At 72.1% G+C, this 22,980-nt stretch carries 22 protein-coding genes; 12 read left to right on the top strand and 10 right to left on the bottom strand.

Annotated elements, in window-relative coordinates:
* Nucleotides 1-10 precede the first annotated feature (10 nt).
* Together MTDSW087_RS05630 and MTDSW087_RS05625 are read left to right on the top strand one after the other, a co-directional pair.
* Nucleotides 11-670: a peptidoglycan-binding domain-containing protein gene (locus tag MTDSW087_RS05630; protein ID WP_144761289.1), complete on the top strand. Its 660-nt coding sequence runs from the start codon at nt 11-13 to the stop codon at nt 668-670.
* A gap of 92 nt (nt 671-762) precedes the next feature.
* Nucleotides 763-1,104, top strand: coding sequence for a DUF1491 family protein (locus MTDSW087_RS05625; protein WP_144761286.1), 342 nt, complete (start codon nt 763-765; stop codon nt 1,102-1,104).
* A 13-nt stretch (nt 1,105-1,117) separates the two neighbouring features.
* Here the strand turns inward: MTDSW087_RS05625 and MTDSW087_RS05620 are convergent, their stop codons facing one another.
* From MTDSW087_RS05620 to dgcN, 4 genes are all read right to left on the bottom strand, one after another.
* Nucleotides 1,118-1,423: a type II toxin-antitoxin system RelE/ParE family toxin gene (locus MTDSW087_RS05620; RefSeq protein ID WP_144761283.1), complete on the bottom strand. Its 306-nt coding sequence runs from the start codon at nt 1,421-1,423 to the stop codon at nt 1,118-1,120.
* Entirely contained in the window at nt 1,413-1,685 is a 273-nt protein-coding gene (locus tag MTDSW087_RS05615) for a type II toxin-antitoxin system ParD family antitoxin (protein WP_144761281.1), read from the bottom strand. Before MTDSW087_RS05615 ends, MTDSW087_RS05620 begins: the two co-directional genes overlap by 11 nt.
* Before the next feature lie 135 nt (nt 1,686-1,820).
* On the bottom strand, nt 1,821-2,810 hold the full coding sequence (gene dgcA / locus MTDSW087_RS05610; protein WP_144761278.1) for an N-acetyl-D-Glu racemase DgcA: 990 nt from the start codon (nt 2,808-2,810) through the stop codon (nt 1,821-1,823).
* A 10-nt stretch (nt 2,811-2,820) separates the two neighbouring features.
* Nucleotides 2,821-3,831: an N-acetyltransferase DgcN gene (dgcN, locus tag MTDSW087_RS05605; protein WP_144761275.1), complete on the bottom strand. Its 1,011-nt coding sequence runs from the start codon at nt 3,829-3,831 to the stop codon at nt 2,821-2,823.
* A gap of 204 nt (nt 3,832-4,035) precedes the next feature.
* Here dgcN and maiA point away from each other — a divergent pair, with 204 nt between their 5' ends.
* The 3 genes from maiA to MTDSW087_RS05590 all read left to right on the top strand — a co-directional run bounded on the left by maiA (nt 4,036) and on the right by MTDSW087_RS05590 (nt 6,602).
* A complete protein-coding gene (gene maiA, locus MTDSW087_RS05600; protein WP_144761272.1) occupies nt 4,036-4,683 on the top strand; it encodes a maleylacetoacetate isomerase in 648 nt (215 codons plus the stop codon).
* A 99-nt stretch (nt 4,684-4,782) separates the two neighbouring features.
* Nucleotides 4,783-6,114: an NAD(P)/FAD-dependent oxidoreductase gene (locus MTDSW087_RS05595; RefSeq protein ID WP_144761269.1), complete on the top strand. Its 1,332-nt coding sequence runs from the start codon at nt 4,783-4,785 to the stop codon at nt 6,112-6,114.
* A 179-nt stretch (nt 6,115-6,293) separates the two neighbouring features.
* Nucleotides 6,294-6,602 (top strand): EthD family reductase, encoded by a 309-nt coding sequence (locus tag MTDSW087_RS05590; RefSeq protein ID WP_144761267.1) that lies wholly within the window; start codon nt 6,294-6,296, stop codon nt 6,600-6,602.
* A 186-nt stretch (nt 6,603-6,788) separates the two neighbouring features.
* Here the strand turns inward: MTDSW087_RS05590 and MTDSW087_RS05580 are convergent, their stop codons facing one another.
* On the bottom strand, nt 6,789-8,207 hold the full coding sequence (locus MTDSW087_RS05580; protein ID WP_144761264.1) for an O-antigen ligase family protein: 1,419 nt from the start codon (nt 8,205-8,207) through the stop codon (nt 6,789-6,791).
* Nucleotides 8,208-8,395: 188 nt separating this feature from the next.
* Nucleotides 8,396-9,826 carry a UdgX family uracil-DNA binding protein gene (locus MTDSW087_RS05575; protein ID WP_144761436.1) on the bottom strand — a complete coding sequence of 477 codons (1,431 nt, stop codon included), beginning with the start codon at nt 9,824-9,826 and terminating at the stop codon, nt 8,396-8,398.
* A gap of 245 nt (nt 9,827-10,071) precedes the next feature.
* On the opposite strand from MTDSW087_RS05575, the gene rcdA reads away from it, so the two are divergent.
* Nucleotides 10,072-10,593 (top strand): protease adaptor protein RcdA, encoded by a 522-nt coding sequence (rcdA, locus tag MTDSW087_RS05570; protein WP_144761261.1) that lies wholly within the window; start codon nt 10,072-10,074, stop codon nt 10,591-10,593.
* Between the two features lie 36 nt (nt 10,594-10,629).
* Here the strand turns inward: rcdA and MTDSW087_RS05565 are convergent, their stop codons facing one another.
* On the bottom strand, nt 10,630-11,577 hold the full coding sequence (locus tag MTDSW087_RS05565) for a prephenate/arogenate dehydrogenase family protein (protein WP_144761258.1): 948 nt from the start codon (nt 11,575-11,577) through the stop codon (nt 10,630-10,632).
* Complete coding sequence (gene hisC / locus MTDSW087_RS05560; RefSeq protein WP_144761255.1) at nt 11,570-12,697, bottom strand: histidinol-phosphate transaminase; 1,128 nt, start codon at nt 12,695-12,697, stop codon at nt 11,570-11,572. The genes MTDSW087_RS05565 and hisC overlap by 8 nt, the downstream gene beginning before the upstream one ends.
* A gap of 204 nt (nt 12,698-12,901) precedes the next feature.
* Here hisC and MTDSW087_RS05555 point away from each other — a divergent pair, with 204 nt between their 5' ends.
* On the top strand, nt 12,902-13,090 hold the full coding sequence (locus MTDSW087_RS05555) for a hypothetical protein (RefSeq protein ID WP_144761252.1): 189 nt from the start codon (nt 12,902-12,904) through the stop codon (nt 13,088-13,090).
* Nucleotides 13,091-13,112: 22 nt separating this feature from the next.
* Here the strand turns inward: MTDSW087_RS05555 and MTDSW087_RS05550 are convergent, their stop codons facing one another.
* Complete coding sequence (locus tag MTDSW087_RS05550) at nt 13,113-13,997, bottom strand: chorismate mutase (RefSeq protein WP_144761249.1); 885 nt, start codon at nt 13,995-13,997, stop codon at nt 13,113-13,115.
* Between the two features lie 231 nt (nt 13,998-14,228).
* Between MTDSW087_RS05550 and metX the strand changes: the two genes are divergently transcribed.
* The 4 genes from metX (at nt 14,229) to MTDSW087_RS05530 (ending at nt 20,311) form a co-directional block, all read left to right on the top strand.
* On the top strand, nt 14,229-15,443 hold the full coding sequence (gene metX / locus MTDSW087_RS05545) for a homoserine O-acetyltransferase MetX (protein ID WP_144761247.1): 1,215 nt from the start codon (nt 14,229-14,231) through the stop codon (nt 15,441-15,443).
* The gene (gene metW / locus MTDSW087_RS05540; RefSeq protein WP_144761244.1) at nt 15,440-16,129 is read left to right on the top strand and encodes a methionine biosynthesis protein MetW; all 690 of its coding nucleotides are present in this window, start codon (nt 15,440-15,442) and stop codon (nt 16,127-16,129) included. The genes metX and metW overlap by 4 nt, the downstream gene beginning before the upstream one ends.
* Before the next feature lie 110 nt (nt 16,130-16,239).
* The gene (locus MTDSW087_RS05535; protein WP_144761241.1) at nt 16,240-16,692 is read left to right on the top strand and encodes a TY-Chap domain-containing protein; all 453 of its coding nucleotides are present in this window, start codon (nt 16,240-16,242) and stop codon (nt 16,690-16,692) included.
* A gap of 433 nt (nt 16,693-17,125) precedes the next feature.
* Nucleotides 17,126-20,311: an autotransporter family protein gene (locus MTDSW087_RS05530; RefSeq protein ID WP_144761238.1), complete on the top strand. Its 3,186-nt coding sequence runs from the start codon at nt 17,126-17,128 to the stop codon at nt 20,309-20,311.
* Nucleotides 20,312-20,410: 99 nt separating this feature from the next.
* Here the strand turns inward: MTDSW087_RS05530 and MTDSW087_RS05525 are convergent, their stop codons facing one another.
* The gene (locus MTDSW087_RS05525; protein ID WP_144761235.1) at nt 20,411-21,433 is read right to left on the bottom strand and encodes an alpha/beta fold hydrolase; all 1,023 of its coding nucleotides are present in this window, start codon (nt 21,431-21,433) and stop codon (nt 20,411-20,413) included.
* A 145-nt stretch (nt 21,434-21,578) separates the two neighbouring features.
* Here MTDSW087_RS05525 and MTDSW087_RS05520 point away from each other — a divergent pair, with 145 nt between their 5' ends.
* Nucleotides 21,579-22,967 carry an MFS transporter gene (locus MTDSW087_RS05520; protein ID WP_238178898.1) on the top strand — a complete coding sequence of 463 codons (1,389 nt, stop codon included), beginning with the start codon at nt 21,579-21,581 and terminating at the stop codon, nt 22,965-22,967.
* Nucleotides 22,968-22,980: the final 13 nt, after the last annotated feature.

Raw genomic sequence — 22,980 nt, 5'->3', positions numbered from 1 at the left:
GGGATCGAGGATGGCCGATTATCGCGAGATCTCTGTGGCGGGCGACGACCGCCGCGCCCGCAAGGCCGCCCAGCGCCGGAGCGCCGCCCCGCGCCGGGCCGCCGCCGTCCCGGCCGTGGACTGGCGCGGCCTGGGCATCGGCCTCGTCCGCTACGGCCGCGCCCGCCCCGCGACCGTGCTCGGGGCTGTGGCCGCACTCGGCGCGGTGGCGATGGTCTGCCTGAACGCCCTCGGCTCGCAGACCGGCCGCCACCCGGCGCCGATCCTGCCGAAGGTCGCGATCCGCCAGGATGCGCCGCGCGAGGCGAAGGCGCTCCCTCCGGCCATGCCGGTGGAGGAGGCCCGCGCCGCCCCGCGCGCGCCCGAGCCCGCCGCCAAGCCCGCCCGCGACCCGATCGCCGCGCTGATCCGCCAGGAGGAGACCACCGCCTCGGTGACGCCGAAGGCGGACAGGCCCGAGAAGGGCGACAAGGCCGAGAAGGCGGACAAGTCCGTGCTGCAGGCGCAGCGCGCCCTGAACAAGCTCGGCTACGGTCCGCTCAAGGCCGACGGGCTGATCGGCCCGGGCACCCGCGCCGCGATCGAGAAGTTCGAGCGCGACCGCAAGCTGCCCGTGAAGGGTGAGGCCGCGGGCCGGACCCTGAAGGAGCTCGCCGCCCGCGCCGGCTGAGCGCGCGGGCCCGAGCGATCCCCGCGCGCCGAGCCTTGCCTCGGCCCGCGGATGCGCGCATGGGCCCGCGGAAAGCTCCCCCGGAGACACCGATGCCGCGCCTGCGCTCCGATTTCCTCGTCTCGGCCCATCTGCGCCGCCTGAACGACGCGAACATCCCGGCGGTGCTGCGCCGCCGCGGCGCGGCCGAGGCCGGCGCGATCTTCGTGAAGGTGGACCGCCTCGACGGCAGCGCCGACCTCTACGGGCCGGCCCCGCAATCCCTGTTCGAGGCGGAGGATTCCGGCGAGCGCCGCTTCAGCCCCATGTTGCAGGCCGCCACCCCGCTCGACGTGGAGGAGCGCCTCGCCAAGGAGATCCGCTTCGATTCGGACCTCTGGATCATCGAGATCGACGACCGCGCGGGCCGGCATTTCTTGGATCTGGCGGAGTAGCGGGCAGCGGCGGTCAGCCCGGCACGTCCTCGCTGCCGAAATCCCGTCCGGCGTAGAGGACGCGCAGGACGACCACGTCCTCCGCCTCGATCCGGTACGCGACCAGGACCCTCCGCTCCATCGCCGTCGTGCGCAGGCCCGGGGCGATGTCTTCGCGCGGGCTGCCGCGTTCGGGAAAATCCGCCAGCCCTCGGATCGACCGCTCGATGCGGGCGAGGTAGCCGTCGGCCCGCTCGAAGCCGGAATGCGCCGCGATGTAGTCGTAGAGGCCGAACAGGTCGGCGCGGGCGACCGGGTGCAGCCGGACCCTATGCGCCACGCGCAGCGGCCTTCCGCGCGGCGCGATGCCGGCTCAGGTCGTCGAAGACGTCATCCACGGAGAGGAGCGGCCGGGGATCGTCGAGGGCTTCCTGCACCTTCTGCCGGAGCACGAGGTCGAGGGCAGCCTCTTCCCGGTCGAGGGCGCGCAGGCCCGCGCGCACGACCTCGCTGACCGAGGCGTAGGCGCCCGACCGCACCCGGGCATCGACCCGCTCCTGCATCTCGCCGAGCGTCACGCTCACGGGCTTGCTCGTCCGCATCGAAGCCGGCCTCCTCATCCAGATCAGCGCCGCGCGGGCTGGGCTGATCCGATCCCTCCGCCCCGATCACGACGAAATCGCATCGGACCTGTATGACGATGTCATACAGGTCCCGGAGGATCAATCGGCGGCTTCTTAACCCCACAGGGCCGGCTCGGGCGGATGGATCGTGCTGCCCTCGAAATGCAGGGCCGGCTCGCGGTCGCGGGCGAGCAGGAGCGGGCCGTCGAGGTCGATATAGTCGGCGTGGTGGGCGAGCAGCATGGCCGGCGCCATGGCGAGCGAGGTGCCGACCATGCAGCCGATCATCAGCGAGAGGCCGCGCGCCCGCGCCTCGTGGGCGAGCATCACCGCCTCGGTGAGGCCGCCGGTCTTGTCGAGCTTGATGTTGATCGCGTCGTAGCGACCGCTGAGCGCGTCGAGGCCGGCCCGGTCGTGCAGGCTCTCGTCGGCGCAGATCGGGATGCTGCGCTCGATCTCCGCGAGCAGGGCGTCCTCGCCCGCGCGCAGCGGCTGCTCGATCAGGCCGACGCCGGCCGCCGCGCAGGCCGCGAGGTTGGCGGCGAGGGTCTCGGGACTCCAGGCCTCGTTGGCATCGACGATCAGGCGGGATTCGGGCGCGCCGCGGCGCACGGCGGCGATGCGCTCGGGGTCGCCCGCGCCGCCGAGCTTCACCTTGAGGAGCGGGCGGGCGGAGGCCGCGCGGGCGGCGGCCTCCATGCTCTCGGGCGTGCCGAGGCTCAGCGTATAGGCGGTGATGGCAGCCTGCGGCGGCGACAGGCCCAGGATCTCCCAGGCCGGCCGGCCGATCGTCTTGGCCTCCAGGTCGAGAAGCGCGCAGTCGAGGGCGTTGCGGGCCGCGCCCGCGGGCAGGCGGGCGATCAGCTCGGTCCGGGTCAGCCCCGCGGCCACCGCCTCTCCTTGCGCCTCGATGAGGGCGGCCACGCTCTCCACGCTCTCGCCGTAGCGAGCGTAGGGGACGCACTCGCCCTGGCCGGCCGCATGCAGCGTCTCGTCCACGACCCGCGCGACGACCACGGCGGCCTCGGTGCGGCTGCCGCGGGAGATGGTGAAGGCCCCCGCGATCGGGAAGCGCTCGACGGCGACGGTGAGGCGGCGGGTCATGGCGTCCCCCTCAGCCTGGGAACTCGGTGACGATCCGGTCGACCAGCCCCTCGACACCGAAGCGCACCGGATCGGTCGCCGGCAGGCCGTGCTCGGCGGCGAGGTCGTCGAGGAGCTTGCGGGCCTCCGCCTCCCCGAGGGCCTGCGTGTTCACGGCGATGCCGACCGGGCGGATGTCCGGATTCGTGAGGCGGCCGAGCTGCACCGTGAGGTCGATGACCTCCTGAATGGTCGGCAGCTTGTGCCCGACGCCGCGCATCGTCGTGCGGGTCGGCTCGTGGCAGACCACGAAGGCGTCGGCCTGCGCGCCGTGCAGGAGGCCGAGGCTCACGCCCGCGAAGGACGGGTGGTAGAGCGAGCCCTGGCCCTCGATCAGGTCCCAGTGCCTCGGGTCGGCGGCCGGCGCGATCCACTCGACGGCGCCGGAGATGAAGTCGGCCACCACGGCGTCGATGGCCGCGCCCCGGCCGGAGATGAACACCCCGGTCTGGCCGGTGGCGCGGAAATCGGCGTCGAGGCCGCGCGCGCGCATGCCCTTCTCCAACGCCAGCACCGTGTACTTCTTCCCCACCGAGCAGTCGGTGCCGACGGTGAGGAGCCGCAGGCCGGGCCGCTTGGTGCCCTTGCCGGTGGCGAAGGTCTCGTCGGTGTGGCGCACGTCGTGGAGCTGGCGCCCGTTGCGCTCCGCGGCCTCGGCGATCGCCGGAACGGCGCCGAGCCGGGCATGCAGCCCGCTCGCCACGTCGAGCCCGGCATCGAGCGCCGCGACGACCTCGGAGACCCAGTGCTCGGGGAGCACGCCGCCGGCATTGGCGACGCCGATCACCATCGTCTTGCAGCCCTTGGCGACGGCCTCGTCGAGCGTCAGGTCCGGAATGCCGAGATCGGCCTGGCAGCCGGGCAGGCGCAGCTGGCCGACGCACCATTCGGGGCGCCAATCGACGATGCCGTAGGCGGTCTTGGCGGCGAGCCTGTCCGGCACGTCGCCGAGGAACATCAGGTAGGGTGTGGCGATCTGCATGCGCTGCGCTCCCGGAAGCGCGCCGAGCCCCGCGCGCATCTCCCCGCTCCCCCGGTGTCTCGCAGGAACCGGCCCCCGGGGCAACGCAGGAGCGGCGGCGGACGAAGCCCGCAGGATGTGATGCGCCGCGGGCGTGCCGGCCCTTGCGGTCCCGCGCGATGTGCGCTGTCCTCCGGGCCAGGATTTGGGAGACTGGATTCCTCCATGAAGATGTACGGCAACTGGCGCTCGGCCGCCGCCTTCCGGGTGCGGATCGCCCTGAAGCTGAAGGGCATCGCCTACGAGGAGACCTTCATCGACCTCGATGCGGGCGACCAGCACAAGCCGGAGTTCCGGGCGATCAACCCGCAAGGGGCGGTCCCGGCGCTGTTCGACGGCGACGGGCCGCCGCTCACCCAGTCGCTCGCCATCCTCGACTATCTGGAGGAGACCAAGGGCGGCGTGCGGCTGCTGCCGGAGGATCCCCGTGCGCGGGCTCGCGCCCGCTCGCTGGCCCAGGTGGTGGCCTGCGACACCCACCCGCTCTACGTGCCGCGGGTGCGCACCTACCTGATGGAGGCCTACGGCCTGCCGAAGGAGCGCATGATGGAGTTCGTGCGCCACAGCTTCGAGACCGGCCTCAAGACCCTGGAGAAGCGCCTCGCGGACGAGCCCGGCACCGGCCGGTTCTGCCAGGGCGACGCGATCAGCCACGCCGATCTCTGCCTCGTCAGCCTCTGGGTCGGCACCAAGATCTTCGCGGTGCCGACCGAGCCCTACCCGACCGTGGCCCGGATCGCGGACGCGATCCTCGCCTTGCCGGAGGTGCAGTCGGCCCATCCGCTGCGCCAGCCCGGCGCGCCGGCCGCGTGAGGCCGGGCGGATCTGGCAATCGCGCCGGCATTCTGTAAGGAGGCGAGGGGCCGCCCGAGCCGCGGGGACGGACGGATCCCAAGTCCGAGGGGAGCATCGATGGTACCTGCCGAGAGCCAAGCCGGCCAGCATCGCATCGTCGTGGTCGGGGGTGGCGCAGCCGGGCTGCAACTCGCGACGCAGCTCGGGGACGCCCTCGGGCGCAAGGGCCGGGCCCACGTCACCCTCGTCGACCGCGCCCGCACCCATATCTGGAAGCCGCTGCTGCACGAGGTGGCGGCCGGCAGCCTCGATATCGGCCACCACGCGGTCGACTACCTGCACCACGCCCACGAGCATCATTTCCGCTACCGCATCGGCGAGATGATCGGGCTCGACCGGGCGGCGCGCACCGTCCAGCTCGCGGCGAGCCACGATGCCGAGGGGCGCGAGGTCACGCCCGAGCGCTCCGTCCCCTACGACACGCTGGTGATGGCGGTGGGCTCCACCACCAACGATTTCGGCACGCCGGGCGTCGCCGAGCACGCCATCGCCCTCGACACGCAGGCCCAGGCGGTGCGCTTCCACCAGCGCCTCGTCAACGCGATGCTGCGCGCCCACACCCAGACCGGGCCGGTGCGGCCGGGCCAGCTCCACGTCACGGTGATCGGCGCGGGCGCCACCGGCACCGAACTCGCGGCCGAGCTCCACCGGACGCTGCGCCACGTGGTCTCCACCGGCCTCGACCGGATCGACCCGGACAAGGATCTCAAGATCACCCTGGTCGAGGCCGCCGACCGCATCCTGCCGGCGGTGCCGCACCGTCTCTCGGCGGAGGTGATGGCGCTTCTCACCAAGATCGGCGTCGAGGTGCGGGTGCGCGCCCGCGTCACCGAGGTGCGCGCCGACGGCGTGGCGCTCGCCGACGGCGCCTTCATCCCATCGGAGCTGGTGGTCTGGGCGGCGGGCGTGAAGGCGCCGCCCTTCCTCAAGGATATCGGGGGCCTGGAGACCACGCGCACCAACCAGCTGGTGGTGACGCCGACGCTCCAGACGACACGCGACCCCGACATCTTCGCGGTCGGCGACTGCGCCTATCTGGTGGAGGCGGGCTCGGACACGCCGGTGCCGCCCCGCGCCCAGGCCGCGCACCAGCAGGCGAGCTACCTCGTCAAACAGATTCCGGCGAAGATCGACGGGCGGCCGCTGATCCCGTTCAAGTACCGCGACTTCGGCTCGCTCGTGTCGCTGGGCGAATACTCGACGGTGGGCAGCCTGATGGGCTTCATCCAGGGCAAGAACATGTTCATCGCCGGGCTGTTCGCGCGGCTGATGTACCGCTCGCTCTACAAGATGCACCAGCAGGCGCTGCACGGCACGGTCAAGACGGCGCTCGACGCCCTGGCCCGGGCGCTGACCCGCCGCACCGAGCCGCGGATCAAGCTGCACTGACGGTCTCGGCCGCGGGCCGGGATCCCGGGTTTCCAAAGGGATGATCGCTTTGGTGGGGTGTCGGGGCGAAGCCCCGATGTCTCCCGGGACTTCGGCGCGAGTCCCGTTGCGTGCCGGGCCGTTCGGTGCTCCTGTCGCCGCGGCCCGCGCGAAGACGGGCCCGTCAGGAGAGACGTCCCATGGTGCTCGTCAGCGTGATGTACCCGGCCGGCGGCCGGTTCGACATGGACTACTATCTCGGCCACCACATGCCGATGGTGCGCGAGCGCTGGTCGTCCTTCGGCCTGCACGAGGCGAAGGTGGTCAAGGGCGTCTCGACGCCGGACGGCGGCCCGGCCCCCTTCCAGGTGATGGCGCTCCTGACCTGGGACTCGGCCGACGCCTTCGCCAAGGCCGCGGCGGCGCATGGGCCGGAGATCTTCGGCGACATCCCGAAATTCACGGACCGTCAGGCCCAGGTCCAGATCAACGAATTCCCCGAAGGCTGAGCCCGTGATCGATATCGTCAAGGCGGTGCAGGAGAAGGATCCGAGCCTCGGATCCTACGTGATCGTGCTGCGCGGCGATTCCCGGGCGCTCGCGGCGCCCGACCGGCTGAACGCCGAGGCGCAAGGGTGGATCGCGGCGCAGGCGCCGGATGCGCGCCTCGCCCAGGTGACGATCGCGCTCGCGCCCTATCCGGGGGCCGCCCCGGCCGAGCGGACGGTGACGGTGCTCGCCTTCGCCGATTCGCGTGCGCTCGCGGCCTTCGCCACCGCCTGGACGGCCGATCCGGAGCCCGAGGAGGAGACGCCGGCGGCGTAAGGAACCCGCCGCGCGGCCCAGCGCAGCCGCGCGGCTTCCAGCGCCCAGACCATGCCGAGCATCATGTAGACGTGGCGCCACTTCTCGATGTCGATCTGCAGGGCCTGCAGGAAGAACATCAGCAGCGCCGGCCAGACGATCTGGGCATGGGTGCGGAACGGCGAGGGCCGGGCCATCAGGCGGAAGCCGACGAAGCCCGTGGCCAGGACGAGGCCGATGAAGACGGCGCCGCCGAGCCAGCCGCCATTGGCGAAGCTGCCGATATAGGAATTGTGCGGCTCCAGGCCGAAGATCAGGCGCCAGTGCATCGGGCCCATGCCGAGCGGCAGTTCGAGCAGCATGGCGATGCCGCGGATCTGGTTGCCGAAGCGGCCGGTCTCGCCCTCATCGTAGTCCTTGGTGACGGTGGCCCGCTCCAGGAACATCGTCCGCACGCTCTCGATGGAGAGCAGCGCGAGGAGGATGACGATGCCGAGCACCAGCGTGGCCCCGACGAGGACGAGGATGCGCCGGCGCAGCCGCGGCGAATCGCTGGTGAGGTAGACGGCGCCGACCATCACCGCGGTCGCGACCACCGAGCCGGCCCAGGAGCCGCGGGAGAAGGACAGGAAGATGCCCGCGAGCAGGACGAGCAGGCTCAGGAAGGAGAGGATGGGCCTGCGCGTCTCCCCGGTGAGCAGGTTGCGCATCAGGTAGAGCGCGCCGAGGGTGAGGAAGGAGCCGAACACGTTCGGGTCCTGGAAGGTGCCGGATGCGCGGCCGTACTTGTAGAAAAGGTCCTCGACGCCGATCAGGCCGAGATAGCCCATGATGCCGAGCACGGCCGAGAACAGGCAGCTCACGGTATAGGCCTGGAGCGCCAGCTCCATGCGGGACTGGGTCTCGTCGGCGAAGAACATCGCGAAGAAGATGCCCGTGACCGCGAGGTAGACGAGCTGGACCGTCCAGGTCACCGGCACGCTCTCGTCGAGATAGGGGATCAGGGCGATCACGATCGCGACGAGGTAGAGCATCAGGAGGCCGAGCAGCGGCACCACGCCCCGGTGCAGGCGCACGCCGAGGCAGAGCCAGATCAGCATGGTCGGCAGCGCCACGAGGTCGTAGGGCGAGGCGTCCGAGAAGGCGAAGCAGGCGAAGAAGATGAAGGCGACGAACAGCGCCTTGGCGAGCCCCTGCAGGACCCGCAGCACGGGGATGCCGCCGGCGGTCGCCTGGCCTGGATGCGCCCTCTCCCGCCGGGCCGGCGACAGACCCGGCGCGGCGTGTCCGATCGCGAGACTGGAGCTCATGCACGCGTCTCCGCGGGCCCGGATACGCCGGCCCGCCTCTCATCCCGCCTTCATGGACTGGAAAGGTTGAGATTGGCCTGACGGGCTTGGGTCGTGGGGATGGTCGGCGTGCATCGGCACGGCACGACATCGCGGAAACAAGGCGCGCATCCCCTCCCTCCTCTGCGAGAGAGGGAGACGGCGCCCTCTTACCCCGCAAGTTCCCGCCCGAGCGCCTCGGCGCGGCGGAGGTCGTCCACGAAGGCGGCGTAGGCCTCCGCCTTGGCCGCATCGGGCAGGCGCAACAGGTAAGAGGGGTGGACGGTGACGAAGCCCTCGAAGCGGTTGTGGAATCGCTCGAAGCGGAAGGGCCCGCGCGCCCGGGTGATCGGCACCGCCTTGCCGGTGAGCGCCAGCACTGCGGTGGCGCCGAGCGCCACGACGAGGCGCGGGCCGACGAAGTCGAGCTCGCGGTCGAGCCACCAGCGGTAATGGCTGACCTCGCCGGCGGTGGGCTTCTGGTGGATGCGGCGCTTGCCGCGCTCCTCGAACTTGAAATGCTTGACGGCGTTCGTGAGGTAGCTCGCCGACCGGTCGATTCCCGCCTCCTGCATCGCCCGCGACAGGAGCTGACCGGCGGGGCCGACGAAGGGCCGGCCCTGGCGGTCCTCCTGGTCGCCCGGCTGCTCGCCGACGAAGGCGATGGTCGCGCCGATCGGCCCCTCGCCGAGCACCGCCTGCGTCGCGCCCGGCACCAGCGGCTCGCTGCGGGCGATGATCGCGTTGAGCGCGTCGAGGGAGCGCGGCTCCTGGTCGGCCATGGCGGCGACGGCCCGCTCGGGGTTGCGCTTGGCTGGCACGCTCGGGCTCCTCTCGATCATCGCGCGGGTGCCGGCTTCGGCGCTCCGCACGAGGGTTGGAATCAGCTCCGTCTCCGGCATGTTCCGCCAGTACTTCTTCGGCATCTCCGCGCGCATGGCCCTGAGATTGGTGCGGGCCGGGTTGAAGGTGCTGGCATAGTAGTCGCGCCAGCCGGCCTCGAAGCCGTCGCCCTCCGGCAGGTCGGTCCTGCGCCCGGGCGGCCCGAAGCGGAGATCCGCTCCGTCCCAATGGGCCGAGCCCTCGGGTGTCAGGATCGACCAGCGCAGGGCGCGGAAGCGCTCCACGAAGAAGGGCGCCGCCGCCTCCAGGATGTGGTGGTCCGGCTCGAACCAGGCGGTGAAGCGCTCGGCCCCCGCATCCTCGCAGCGGCGGAAGCGCAGGAAGGCGTGCATCTTGTGGAGGTCGCGCGCCACCGCCTTCCGCATCAGGCCGAGCCGGTGAACGAGCGGGTCGCTCGCGACCTCGAGGAGATGGCGCTCGCCCGCCGCGACCCGCCAGACCAGGGCGTAGAGCAGGCCGTAGCGCTCGGGGTCGCGGTGCGGCACCACCATCGGCACGAGGTCGGCGACGGCGCGCGGCAGGCGCAAGGGGGAGCCGCCACCCTCCCCGCCCGAGCGCTGTGCCTCGCCGAAGAGCTGCGCCGCGCCGCCGACACTCCAGGCGGCCCCCTCGGGGGGCACGCCCGCGGCCACGAGGGCGCGCGCGGCGGCACGGAAGCCGGCGAGATCGGCGCCCGGCCCCAGGGTGATCGCACGCAGCGCCAAACGCCCCCTCCCCGCACGGATCGAGACCTCGGAGATGGGAGCAACAGTCCAGTCCGGGGAGTGAGGCGGATCGGCGCCCCGCCGGGTCCGGAGCGGCGCCTCCCGGCGTTAACGGTGTGGAAAGCTTTGTCCGGCGTGCCGCCTCATTCGGCGCTAGGATTGCGGCCATGGCCACGTGATCGGCCGGCGCATCCCGTTTCGGGACGCCTGACCGTCCGAAGCGGGGTGCAGGAGGCAAGATGATCGGCTTCGACGTTACGTTTCGCGACGAGCGGGACTGGGTGGATTTCGGCCGGACCTATGTCGGCTCCGAGGCGTTCCGCGTGCTGTTCCGCGAGGGCATGGCGCTGGTCGAGGAGACCGCGGCCTATCTCGACGGCGACGGGCGCGAGGAATCGCGGCTGATCTCGCGCGACGCGACCCTGAGCTACGCCTCCGAGAGCATGCGCCTGACCACGCTCCTGATGCAGGTCGCCTCCTGGCTGCTGGTGCAGCGCGCCGTCTCCGAGGGCGAGCTGACCGCGGCCCAGGCCCTGCAGGAGAAGAACCGGGTGCGCCTCGCCGCGGCCGAGGCCCCGAAGCCCGACAGCTTCAGCCTGCTGCCGGTGCGGCTGCAGGACCTCGTCCTGCGCACCCGCCGGCTCCACGCCCGCATCCTGCATCTCGACGGCCTGATCTCGGACGACCGGCCGATGCCCAAGCCCCTGGAGAGCCCGGTGGCGGCCCAGCAGGGCCTGCTGCGCTCGGCCTTCCAGCGCTGAGCGACGGCGCCGGCCCGAGGGCTGCGGAGGGCTCTATCAGCCCTCGGCCTTGGGCCGCCGTCCGAAATCCGGCTCCGCCGTCTCCTGGCCCATGGCCACGATGCCGCGGCGGATCGTCCGGGTGCGGGTGAAGAGGGCGTGCAGCGCCTCGCCGTCGCCCCAGCGGATGGCGCGGGCGAGGGCCGCGAGGTCCTCGTTGAAGCGCCCGAGCATCTCCAGCACCGCGTCCTTGTTGGTCAGGAAGATGTCGCGCCACATGGTCGGGTCGGAGGCCGCGATCCGGGTGAAGTCGCGGAAGCCGCCGGCGGAGAACTTGATCACCTCGGACTGGGTGACCTCCTCCAGGTCGGCGGCGGTGCCGACGATGTTGTAGGCGATCAGGTGCGGCACGTGGCTGGTGATGGCGAGCACGAGGTCGTGGTGCTCCGGGCTCATCGTCTCGACGATGGCGCCCAGGCCCTCCCAGAAGCGCGTCACCCGCTGGGTCGCCGCCTCCGCCGTGCCCTCGGGCGGCGTGAGGATGCACCAGCGGTTCTCGAACAGGGTCGAGAAGCCGGCATCCGGCCCGGAATACTCGGTGCCCGCCACCGGATGGCCCGGCACGAAGGCGACGCCCGCGGGCAGGTGCGGCATCACCGCGGCCACCACCGAGCCCTTCACAGAGCCGACATCGGACATGACGGCGCCGGGCTTCAGGTAGGGCGCGATCTCCGCCGCCACCGTGCCGACGGCGCCGACGGGCACGCAGAGGATCACGAGATCCGCCTCCGCGGCGCCCGCGGCGGCATCCCCCGTCACCACCTCGGCGAGGCCGAGCTCGGCCACGCGGGTGCGCACCGCCTCGTCCGCATCGATCGCCACGATCGTGTCGGCGAGGCCGAAGCGGCGGGCGCCGCGGGCGATCGAGGAGCCGATCAGCCCGAGCCCGACGATGGCGAGGCGCCCGACGACGGGCGCCCCACTGTCCCTGCCCGCCTCAGGCATGCCGGCCCCGCACGAAATCGGAGAGCGCGGCGAGGAAGGCCTCGTTCGCCTCGGCGCTGCCGACGGTGACGCGCAGAGCGTCCGGCAGGCCGTAGGCGGCGACCCGGCGCACGATCACCCCGCGGGCGGTGAGGAAGGCATCCGCCTCCGCCGCCGAGGCGCCGGCCTCCGCGGGGAAATGCACGAGCACGAAGTTGCCGACGCTCGGGGTGACGGCGAGGCCCAGCGCCTCCGCCCCCTCGGTGAGCCGGGGCAGCCATGTCTCGTTATGGTCCACCGCCGCGGCGACATGCGCCTCGTCGGCGATGGCCGCGGCGCCCGCCGCGATGGCCGCGCCGGACAGGTTGAACGGCCCCCGGATGCGGTTGACCGCGTCCGCCACATGGGCGGGCGCCACCATCCAGCCGACGCGCAAGGCAGCGAGCCCGTGGATCTTCGAGAAGGTGCGGGTCATCACGACGTTGTCGGCGTTGAGCACGAGGTCGAGCCCGGCCGAGTAGTCGTTGCGGCGGACATATTCCGCATAGGCCCCGTCGAGGACGAGGAGCACGTGCGGCGGCAGCCCGGCATGCAGGCGGCGCACCTCGTCGAAGGGCAGGTAGGTGCCGGTCGGGTTGTTGGGGTTGGCGATGTAGACGATCTTCGTCCGCTCGGTGACGCGGGCGAGCAGGGCGTCGACGTCGGTGGTCAGGTCGCGCTCCGGCGCGGCCACGGGCGTGCCGCCGGCCGCCAGGATCGCGATGCGGTAGACGAGGAAGCCGTGCGCGCTGAACAGGCCCTCGTCACCGGGGCCGACATAGGCATAGGCGAGGAAGGAGAGCAGCTCGTCCGAGCCCGCGCCGCAGACGATGCGGGCCGGGTCGAGCCCGTAGCGCGCGGCGATGGCCGCGCGCAGGGCGGTGGAATTGCCGTCCGGGTAGAGTGCGAGCGTCGCGGCCGCCTCCCGCATGGCGGCGATGGCGGCCGGGCTCGGGCCGAGCGGCGTCTCGTTGGAGGACAGCTTATGGATCTTGGCGACGCCGGGCGCCCCGCTCTTGCCGGGCACATAGGCCTCGATCGCCATCACGCCGGGGCGCGGCACGGGACGGACGGGAGATGCGGAGGACGGGTCGGCGGACATGGAGCGTCGGGGGTCAGGGAAACCGAGCCGCCCGTCTACAGCATTTCCGCCGCCGATGAAGCCCGCCGCGTTCGCGCCGCCCCGGGCGCCCGGGCGGCCCTGCTTCTCCTCGCCGCCCTCGCAGGCCCCGCCCGGGCCGGGCCGGTCGCCGTCGAGGGCCGCCTCGTCCAGCCCTCGGATTCGCACGAGCCGCAGCGGGCCGTCGTGACCCTGCGCGGGGACGGGCCGGGCCGCGCGGGGCCGGTGGCCTTCGCCTGCGCCTTCCTCGACGGCGCGGGCGCGGTGCTCGAACGGGTCGCGGGCGCGGTGCCGGCGGGCCGTGCGGAGGGGAGCGCGACCTATTACGGCTGGCCGCGGGCGAGCCGGGTCGCGTGCAGCGTCGAGCCGCCCTGAGCGTCCCGCCTCACACGCTATCTCACACCCGGAAGCGGGCGGCGTGGCTGCCGGTCTCGTCGAGGGCGGAGACCGCGACGCCGGCCCGGTCGAGGGCCTCGCGGAGCTGGCGCGGGCCGACGCCGCCGGGCACTGCGATGAGCAGGCGCTCCGCCTCGCCCTTCTGCTTCGCCCGGCCCACCACCTCGCCGTAGAGATCCTGCAGGGCGCGCTCCGCCTCCAAGGTCCAGGTCTCGGTGCGGGCGGCATAGAGCACCCAGTCGCGCTGCGCGGCCGTGGGGTCCTCCAGGGGCTTGGCCACCACGAAGACGGGCGTGCCGGCCGGATGGGTCGGGCGCTCGATGAAGGGGAGCCGGGCGATCACCTTGGGCCGGCCCTCGCCGATCAGCCCCTCCCACCACGCCTCGCCCTTGGGCGGGCGCGCCTCGCCGTTGGCCGCCTTCGGCTCGAAGCGGAAGATGCCCAGGTCGCCGCGCGACGTGGCCACCGCCTCGATCACCGCCGCGCAGGTCGGGTGCGGGCGGTAGGGCACGGTGAAGCCGAAATGGAAGCGGGCGGAATCCCGCATCGCCGGGTCGCCGCCCGAGATGTCGGCATGCACCGAGAACGGCGCCTGCACGTAGGTGAAGGTGGCGATGATGACGCGCCAGATCCCCTCCACGGTGTCGAGGGGCAGGAGGCCGCGATGGCGCTCGGCCACGCGCCGCATCATCGCTGCCTCCCGGCCCGGGCGGAAGGCCGAGCCTGAGGCGGTGGTGCCCTTCACGGCGATCAGCCGGTCGATGATCGTGCCGCGCTGGATCAGCAGGGCATGCATCTCGGCGTCGATCCGGTCGATCTCGGCGCGGAGCGTCGCGAGATCCTCGCGCGGGGAAGCTTTGGGTGAAGCCTTGCTGGAAAAGCGCATCGGGGGTCGCGTGTTCGGCCGGGACGGCTGGCCCCGTGTTTACGATCCCGCAGGCCCGAGGGCCAGCGGGCCGAGCAGGTGCGGGCGGACACGAGGGCCGCCTCTGAACGGTGGCCGCCTCCCAGGTTTCGTTGACGCTGCGGGCCCCGCATACTACCTCGGGCGATCACGCACGGCGCGCCTCTCGGAGCCCCGCGCCTCATCCGGCAGCGCGCCCGCACGCGAACGGTCATGGACAACGCCCCCGACACCGCCCTCCGCCCGGCTCCCCCCGTGGAGCCCGGCCGCGGGATGCGCCCGAGCCTCGAGCTCAGCCAGGCGCTGGAGCCGCAGAGCCCGGTCGCCCGCTTCGGCGCCGACCGGCCGCTCGCGATGGATTCGGGCGTCGACCTCAGCCCGTTCCAAGTCGCCTACCAGACCGCGGGCACGCTGAACGCGGACCGCTCGAACGCGGTGCTGATCTGCCACGCGCTGACCGGCGACCAGTACTTCGCCCACCGCCACCCGGTCACCGGCAAGCCCGGCTGGTGGGAGAGCCTCGTCGGCCCCGGCAAGCCCGTCGACACGGACCGCTACTTCGTGATCTGCTCGAACGTGATCGGCTCCTGCATGGGCTCGACCGGTCCGGCCTCCCTCGACCCGGCAACGGGGCGGCCCTACGGGCTCGACTTCCCCCTCGTCACCATCCGCGACATGGTCCGGGCCCAGGCGATGCTGATCGAGCATCTCGGCATCGAGGACCTGTTCCTCTGCATCGGCGGCTCGATGGGCGGCATGCAGGTGCTGCAATGGGCCGCGCTCTTCCCGGAGCGGGTCTTCGCGGCGATGCCGATCGCCACGGGGGCCCGGCACTCCGCGCAGAACATCGCCTTCCACGAGGTCGGCCGGCAGGCGATCATGGCCGACCCGGCCTGGGCGGAGGGGCGCTACCTGGAAGCCGGCACGCGCCCGGCCAAGGGCCTCGGCGTCGCGCGCATGGGCGCGCACATCACCTACCTGTCGGAGCCGGCCCTGCACCGGAAGTTCGGCCGGCGCTTCCAGGGCCGCAGCGCGCCGACCTTCTCGTTCAACGCCGACTTCCAGATCGAGAGCTACCTGCGCCACCAGGGCCTGAGCTTCGTCGAGCGCTTCGACGCGAACGCCTATCTCTACCTCACCCGGGCGATGGACTATTTCGACCTCGCCGCCGACCATGGCGGCGTGCTCGCCAACGCCTTCCGCGACTCGAAGACCCGGTTCTGCGTGATCTCCTTCACCTCGGACTGGCTGTTCCCGACCTCCGATTCGCGGGCGATCGTGCACGCGCTCAACGCGGCCGCCGCGCCCGTCGCCTTCGTCGAGGTGGAGAGCGACAAGGGCCACGACGCCTTCCTGCTCGACGAGCCGGCGATGTTCTCGGCCGCCCGCGGCTTCATCGACGCCGCCGCCCGGGCCCGCGGCTTGTGAGCGGCGCGCAGAAGACCGACATCGCGCCCTGGCAGGCGACCGAGGCGCTGCCGCGCGCCGATGCCGAGGGGGGCACCACCCGCGTCGACCATCTCGTCGTGCTCGGCCTCGTCCCGCCGGGGGCGCGCGTGCTCGACATCGGCTGCGGCGACGGCACCCTGCTGGCGCTCCTGCGCGACCGGCGCGGCGTCGACGGGCGCGGCATCGAGCTGTCCCGCGAGGGCGTGAACGCCTGCCTCGCCCGCGGCCTGCCGGTGATCCAGGGCGACGCCGACACCGACCTCGCCAACTACCCCGACGACGCCTTCGACGTGGTGGTGCTGTCCCAGACCATCCAGGCGACGCGCAACCCGAAGATCGTGCTGGAGCACCTGCTGCGCATCGGCCGGCAGGTGATCATCTCCTTCCCGAATTTCGGGCATTGGCGGGTGCGGGCCGAGCTCGCCTTCCGCGGGCGCATGCCGATGACCGAGATCCTGCCGGAAGCCTGGTACGAGACGCCCAACATCCACCATTGCACGATCCGCGACTTCGTCGGCCTGTGCCGGATCGTCGGCGCCAAGATCGAAACGGCCGCCGCCCTCGACGCCAGCGGCCGCCCCATGCGCTTCTCGATGCCCTGGTGGTTCTGGAACCTGATCGGGGCGCAGGGCGTGTTCCTGCTGCGGCGGGACGGCACGCGGTGACATGCCGGCGAAGGCCGTCCGTCGCGGCGGTCCTCGCTCTTCTCTTCGCTCAGGCCGCCGAGGCGGCCCCGACCACCCGGGACCAGTTTGTCACCGATCATCTCTGCGCCGTGCGCACGCGCCTGACGCGCATCCACCAGCGTGGCCCGCACGACACCTCCAGAAACCGGTTCCTCGTCGTCGCGATCCGCGGCGACCCGCAGAGCTACGTGCAATGCATCTTCACCGACGAAGACCGGACGATGCTCTGCGAAGCCTCGTCGGGAGTCTATCGCGACCGGGACGATGCAGGCATCCGTCGCCACCTGAGACCGGATGCCGTCTCGGCCCTGCATCGGCTCGGCTTCTCGCAGCCCGATCCGAAGAGAAATTTCCAGCGTACCGTCGATCTCGGCATGCCACCCGATCTCGACATCCCGGCGCGGCTTATCCTCACCGCATTGTACGACGCCTACGATGGCGCGGGCGCCCAAGCGCTCGACATGCATGCGCCGATGGCAGGCGGCGAGCCGGCCTGCGGGGTCGCCTCGGCTGATCGATCCGAGACGATGCGCACGATGTGAGTCGTGCCCTCGCTCAGTGCCCGTCCAGGAAATCGAGCCTCTGGGCGTTGAAGCGGTCGGTCGCAGTCATGGGACGACCGGGAGCCAGGACGCTGGCGCAGCCCGATCTGCCTGACCGATAGTCCGTTCCCCGACTTCATCCTGCGGCGCTGCGTCTACGGCCTCACGCATTCTCGAGGTCGATCACGCGCTCGTGACGTCTTGGCACGACACATCCGACATCGAGAACGGTTAGGCGCCGCCACGTGGCCCGGGCGGAAGCAGATCGCCCGGCTCTCTTCGGAACGTTTCCGTATTTAGCTAACTAAAACCAAATCTCGTTGCCCCGAAAGCACAGCCATGAGCTTTGAAGATTATGACTGGATTATGACAGGTCGTCGTCCGTGCGACTTGGCTATTCAGCACCTCGCCGAACAGGGCGAGGGGAATCGAGATGAAGTTCAAGCACGGGGTATCCGTCGCGGCGCTCGCCGCGGCCGCCTGCGCGCCCGGCAGTGCCTGGGCCCAGGCCGTCAACACGACGCCGGCCAACGTCAACGTTCTGAACCTGCTGTCACCCTACCTGGCGCTGAACAGCACGCCGGTGGGCCGGCAGACGCTCCAGCTCAACCTGTCGCAGGCCATCGCGCAGAACCAGGGCGCGACGACCGCGCAGCGGCAGCTCGCGATCAGCGACAAGGCCCTGCCGGGCAGCACGCCCTTCCTCGGCTCGATCACCCTCGTGAACGGCACGGTGGTCAATCTCGGCCCGGGCGACAACCTCGCGGGCGGCCTGCCGCTCCAGGCGATCCAGAGCAATCCCGGCCAGCCGGGCACGCTGAACCCGCTCCAGCCGGTGGGCGGCCTGGGCACCCAGCTCGGCGCGATCTACCAGACCGGCATCCGCAGCAGCACCGCGACGACCGGCCCGCTCGCCGGGACCTTCAGCCTGCTGAACAGCGCCTATTCGGTGATGAGCAGCGATCTCGGCGTCGCGAAGAACTACTTCGCCAACGGCGCCGCGACCAACCCGAGCACGCGGCCCGCGGGCTACGTGGCAGTCCCGGCCGTCGCCCCGGCCGGCTTCACGCTGCCGACCTTCAACGGCCTGCCCAACACCGCCAACAGCGTCTACGACCTCGCCTACGGCGTCACGAACACGCAGGCCGGCCAGAACGTGTACGGCTCGTCGCGCCCGATCCAAGTGGCGCCGACCAGCTACACCATCTTCGACCCGACCGCGCTGAACGGCCTGACCACCAACGCGTCCTTCCCGAGCGGCCACACGCAGTACGCGTTCACGGACAGCATCCTGCTCGCCATGCTGGTGCCGACCCAGTACCAGAGCATGCTGGCCCGCGGCGCCGAGTACGGCAACAGCCGCATCGTGCTGGGCGTGCACTACCCGCTCGACATCATCGCCTCGCGCGCCTTCAGCGCCTACGACCTCGCGCAGGCCTTCACCAACCCGGCCTACATCAACAACGCCGCGACCACCGGCACGGCGCTCAACCTGCCGGGCCTGTTCACGCGGGCGCAGGGCGAGCTGCAGGCCTATCTCTCGGCCCAGTGCGGCAACACCGTCGCGGCCTGCTCGACGGGCGCGGCCAACACCGCGGGCAACCCCTACCTGCCCTCGGACGCGAACCAGGCGCTCTACCAGAGCCGCCTGACCTACGGCCTGCCGACCCTGACCTTCGCCCAGGCCCCGCGCGAGGCGGCGCCCGCCAACGGGCCCGACGCCTCGATCCTGCTCGCCTCGATCTACGGCGGCAGCACGCAGGCCGCGCGCACCCTCGCGCCGAACGGCGGCCTCTACGGCACCCTGCAGACCAGCACGATCAACCAGATCGTCGTGAACACCGAAACCAACGCGCTCGCGGCGTTCTACGGCACCCCGCTGAGCTACTGGAGCCGCATCGACCTCTACGCGGCGGCGGGCTATCTCGGGAACGTCACCGGCACGCTCACCCTCGACCCGCTCGACCAGATCACGGCCCCCGTCGCCGTCGGCGCCACCGGCGTGCTCGCGGGCACCGGCACGGTGGGCGGCCTCGTCGTGAACGGCGGCGGCGCGGTGGCGCCGGGCGCCGGGATGGGCGGCATCGGCACGCTGACCGTCTCGGGCAACGTCGCCTTCGCGCAGGGCTCGGCCTTCCAGGTCGACGCCAACGCGGCCGGCCAGTCCGACCGGATCGCGGCCGGCGGCAGCGCCACGCTCTCCGGCGGCACGGTGCAGGTCACCGCCGCCCAGGGCGCCTACGCCCCGCGCAACCGCTACGCCATCCTCACCGCCGCCGGCGGCGTCACCGGCCAGTTCGCAGGCGTGACCGCGAACTTCGCCTTCCTCGACCCGAGCCTGACCTACACCCCCACCGAGGTCGACCTGAACCTGACGCGCAACGACATCGCGTTCTCCAGCGTCGCCCGGAACCGCAACCAGGCCTCGGTGGCCGACGCGATCCAGGCCGGCGGCCCCGCCACCGCCCAGTTCCAGCGCACCGTCGGCCTCACGGCCGGCGAGGCGCAGGGCGCCTTCCAGGCGCTCTCGGGCGACATGCATGCCAGCACCGTCTCCACCGCCTACGCCACCGCCTTCTTCGTGCGCGAGGCGGTGCTCGACCGGCTGCGCTGGGGCACCACCCCGGGCACGGCCGACGGCCTGAACTACGGCACCCTGCCCGCCACCTACACCGCCGACCTGCCCGGTCGCGCCGCCCCCGTGGTGGCGATGCCGGCCCGAATCCTCGACCCGACGGTGTTCGGCCTGTGGGGCCAGGGCTTCGGCAGCTTCGGCGATGCGCGCTCGGACGGCAACGCGGCCGGCCTCAGCCGCCAGATCTCGGGCTTCGCGCTCGGCGCCGACCTGCGGCTCGAGAGCGGGCTGAAGCTCGGCCTCGTCGGCGGCTACACCTCGGCCAGCCTCGACACGACGGGCCGGCTGCAATCGGCCACGATCGAGAGCGGCTATGGCGGCGTCTATGGCGGCTACGAGATCGGCCCGGTCTCGCTGCGGCTCGGCGCGATCTACGCCGACAACAGCATCCGCACCCGCCGCTCGGTGGTGTTCGCCGGCTTCTCGGACAACGCCACCGCCCGCACCGGCGGCTCGACCATCCAGGGCTTCGGCGAGCTGGGCTACCGGTTCTTCCTCGGCCAGGCGGGTCCGGCCGCGCTCGTCGCGAAGGACGGCGCGCGTCCGGCCCAGGCGGCGGCGACCTATATCGAGCCGTTCGTGGGCGGCTCCTACGTCTCGATCGGGCGCGACCGCTTCGTCGAGGCCGGCGGCATCGCCGCGCTGACGAGCTTCGCCCGCGACTACGACGTGGGCGCGGTCACGGCGGGCCTGCGCGCCCAGACGGGCCTGGAGCTCGGCCTCGGCGCGCCGGTCTCGGCCCACGGCCTCGTCGGCTATCGCCGCGCCTTCGGCGACGTGGTGCCGGCGGCGCTCCTGTCCTTCGGCAACGGCCCGACCTTCCTGACCGCCGGCATCCCGATCGCCCGGGACGCCCTGGTCGCGCAGGCCGGCCTCGATCTGCGCGTGGCTCCGAACGCCACCCTCGGCGTCGCCTATACCGGCCAGATCGGCGACCGGATCGAGGACCATGCCGTGAAGGGCAACTTCACCTGGCGGTTCTGATCGTCGCCTGACTGTCCCATCCTTGAAAAATGGCCCGGCGCGCCTCGCGTGCCGGGCCATCGTCGTTCGGGGGAGCCGTTCAGGGACCTGCCCGGCGGCTCAATGCCCGTCGAGGAAATCGAGCATCCGGGCGTTGAAGCGGTCGGTCGCCTCCATGTGGACGAGATGGCCGACCCCTTCGAAGATCTCGGCCCGCCCGTTCGGCATGCGGGTGGCGAGCGTGCGCGCGTGCTCGGCGTTCCGGCCCATGGTCGCGGCGAGCTCCGGCGGGGCGAAGGGCTTGCCGGGGGCGTTGTGGTCGTTGCCGCCCATCACGAACAGGGTCGGGGCCTGGATCAGCGGGATCTCGTGCACCACCGGCTGGCCCCAGATCGCCTGGTAGGAATTCACGAAGGATTGCAGCCAGCGCGGATATTCCCCCGAGCCCTTCACCCGCTCGCGGATCTCCACGAAGGGCTCGATCGCCGATTCGGGCAGCGAGAGCGCGTAGCTCGTCATCAGCTGCTTGCGGTAGGCCTCCGCGGTGAGCGCGCCCTCGCGCTTCAGCAGTTCGGCATCGGGCACCGGCGGCACGCTGAAGCGGTAATCCTCCAGGCCGATCGGCGCCTCCAGGAGCAGGCTGTTCACCCGGTCCGGCGCGTTGCGGGCGAGCCGCACGGCAAGCATCCCGCCCATCGAATGCGCCACCACGTCGACGCGGCGGAGCGACAGGGCGTCGAGGAGCGCCACGGTGTCGGCGGCCATGCGGTCGAAGGTGAAGGGCCCGACCGGCTTCGAGGACTTGCCGAAGCCGAGCTGGTCCGGGGCCACCACCCGGTAGCCGGCGCCGGAGAGCGCCGCGATCACCGGGGCCCAGTAGCTCGACGGGAAGTTGCGGCCGTGCAGGAGGACCACCGTGCGCCCGTTCGGGCTGCCCTGCGGCGCCACGTCCATATAGGCGAGCCGCTGCGCCTCGCCGTCGCGGGTGAGCGGCAGGTACGAGACGGGATAGGGATAGGCGAAGCCCTCGAGCGCGATGCCGAGGGGCTCGGCCGTCTGGGCGGCGGCCGGCGGCGCCGTGCCCGCGAGGAGGGCGAGGCCGAGGGAAAGGCCGAGGGCGGGGATCGTCAGGACATGGCGCACGGGAGGCTCCGTCTTCGCGGGGGCCGGCGCCGCTTGGACCGGCCGCGCTGCACGCGGCGTGACATAGGGCACATCGCACGCCTCGACGGCGGGCGCGTGCGGTGAGATGGCCCATCGCGTCACCGCGGAAGGAACAGGCACGACCATGGCCGAGGCGGCCGGACCCGAGACGCGCGTGCAGGACGGGCTGCCCGTGCGCGAGCGCATGCTCGCGATGCTCGCGATCGCGCTGGCCATGACCATGGCCGTGCTCGACGGCGCCATCGTCAACGTGGCGCTGCCCGTGATGGCGCGCGACCTCGCCGTGCAGCCGGATGCGGCGATCTTCGTGGTCAACGCCTACCAGATCGCGGTGACCGCGGCGCTGCTGCCGCTGGCCTCGCTGGGCGACATCCTCGGCTACCGCCGGGTCTATCTCGCGGGGCTCGCCGTGTTCGTGGCGGCCTCGCTCGCCTGCGCCCTCGCGCCGAGCCTCCCCGCCCTCGTCGCGGCGCGGATCGCGCAGGGGCTCGGGGCGGCGGGGGTGATGAGCGTGAACATCGCGCTCGTGCGCTTCATCTATCCCCACCGGATGATCGGCCGCGGCGTCGGCAACGTCGCCCTCATGGTGGCCATGGCCTCGGCGGCGGGCCCGACGGTCGCCGCCGCCATCCTCTCCTTCGCCGACTGGCCCTGGCTGTTCCTGGTCAACGTGCCGGTCGGCCTCGCGGCGCTGGCCGTCGCCTCGCGCACCCTGCCGGTCACGCCCCGCAGCGGCGCGCGCTTCGACAGCCTGAGCGCCGTGCTCAACGCGCTCACCTTCGGCCTGATGATCGTGGGCATCGACAAGCTCGGCGAGACGGAGCGGCGCGGCGAGGCGCTCGCCATCCTCGCCTGCGCCCTCATCGTCGGCAGCGTCTTCGTGCGGCGGCAGATGCGGCTCGTCGCGCCCCTCCTGCCCGTCGATCTCCTGCGGATCCCGGCCTTCGCCCTCTCGATGGCCTCCTCGATCCTGGCCTTCTCGGCGCAGCTCATCGCCTACATCGCCCTGCCCTTCTACTTTCAGGACGTGCTGCACCGCTCCGGCACCGAGGCCGGCTTCCTGCTGACCCCCTGGCCGATCGCCATCGCCCTGATGGCGCCGCTCTCCGGGCGCCTCGCCGACCGCTACCCGCCGGGGCTCCTCGGCGGCATCGGGCTCGGGCTGATGGCGGCGGGGCTCGCCGCGGTCGCCCTGCTGCCGCCCGAGCCGCACGCCCTCGACATCGCGTGGCGCCTCGTGCTCTGCGGCCTCGGCTTCGGGCTGTTCCAGTCGCCGAACAACCGGGTCATCATCACCGCCGCCCCGCGCGAGCGCAGCGGCGGCGCGAGCGGCATGCAATCCACCGCCCGCCTCACCGGCCAGTCCCTCGGCGCCGCCCTGGTGGCGGTGATCTTCGGGCTGACGCGCGGGCAGGGCGCGGGCTTCGCCGTCCACATCTCCCTGTGGTGCGCGGTGATGCTGGCGCTGACCGGGATCGTCACCAGCGTCCTGCGCCGCACACCCCTGCGCTGAGCGGGCCAGCGTC

It is taken from the genome of Methylobacterium dankookense (assembly GCF_902141855.1).
GTDB classification, from domain to species: Bacteria; Pseudomonadota; Alphaproteobacteria; order Rhizobiales; family Beijerinckiaceae; genus Methylobacterium; species Methylobacterium dankookense.
Note: the sequence above shows the minus strand (reverse complement) of the source record. Positions and strands in the feature narration are given on the sequence as shown.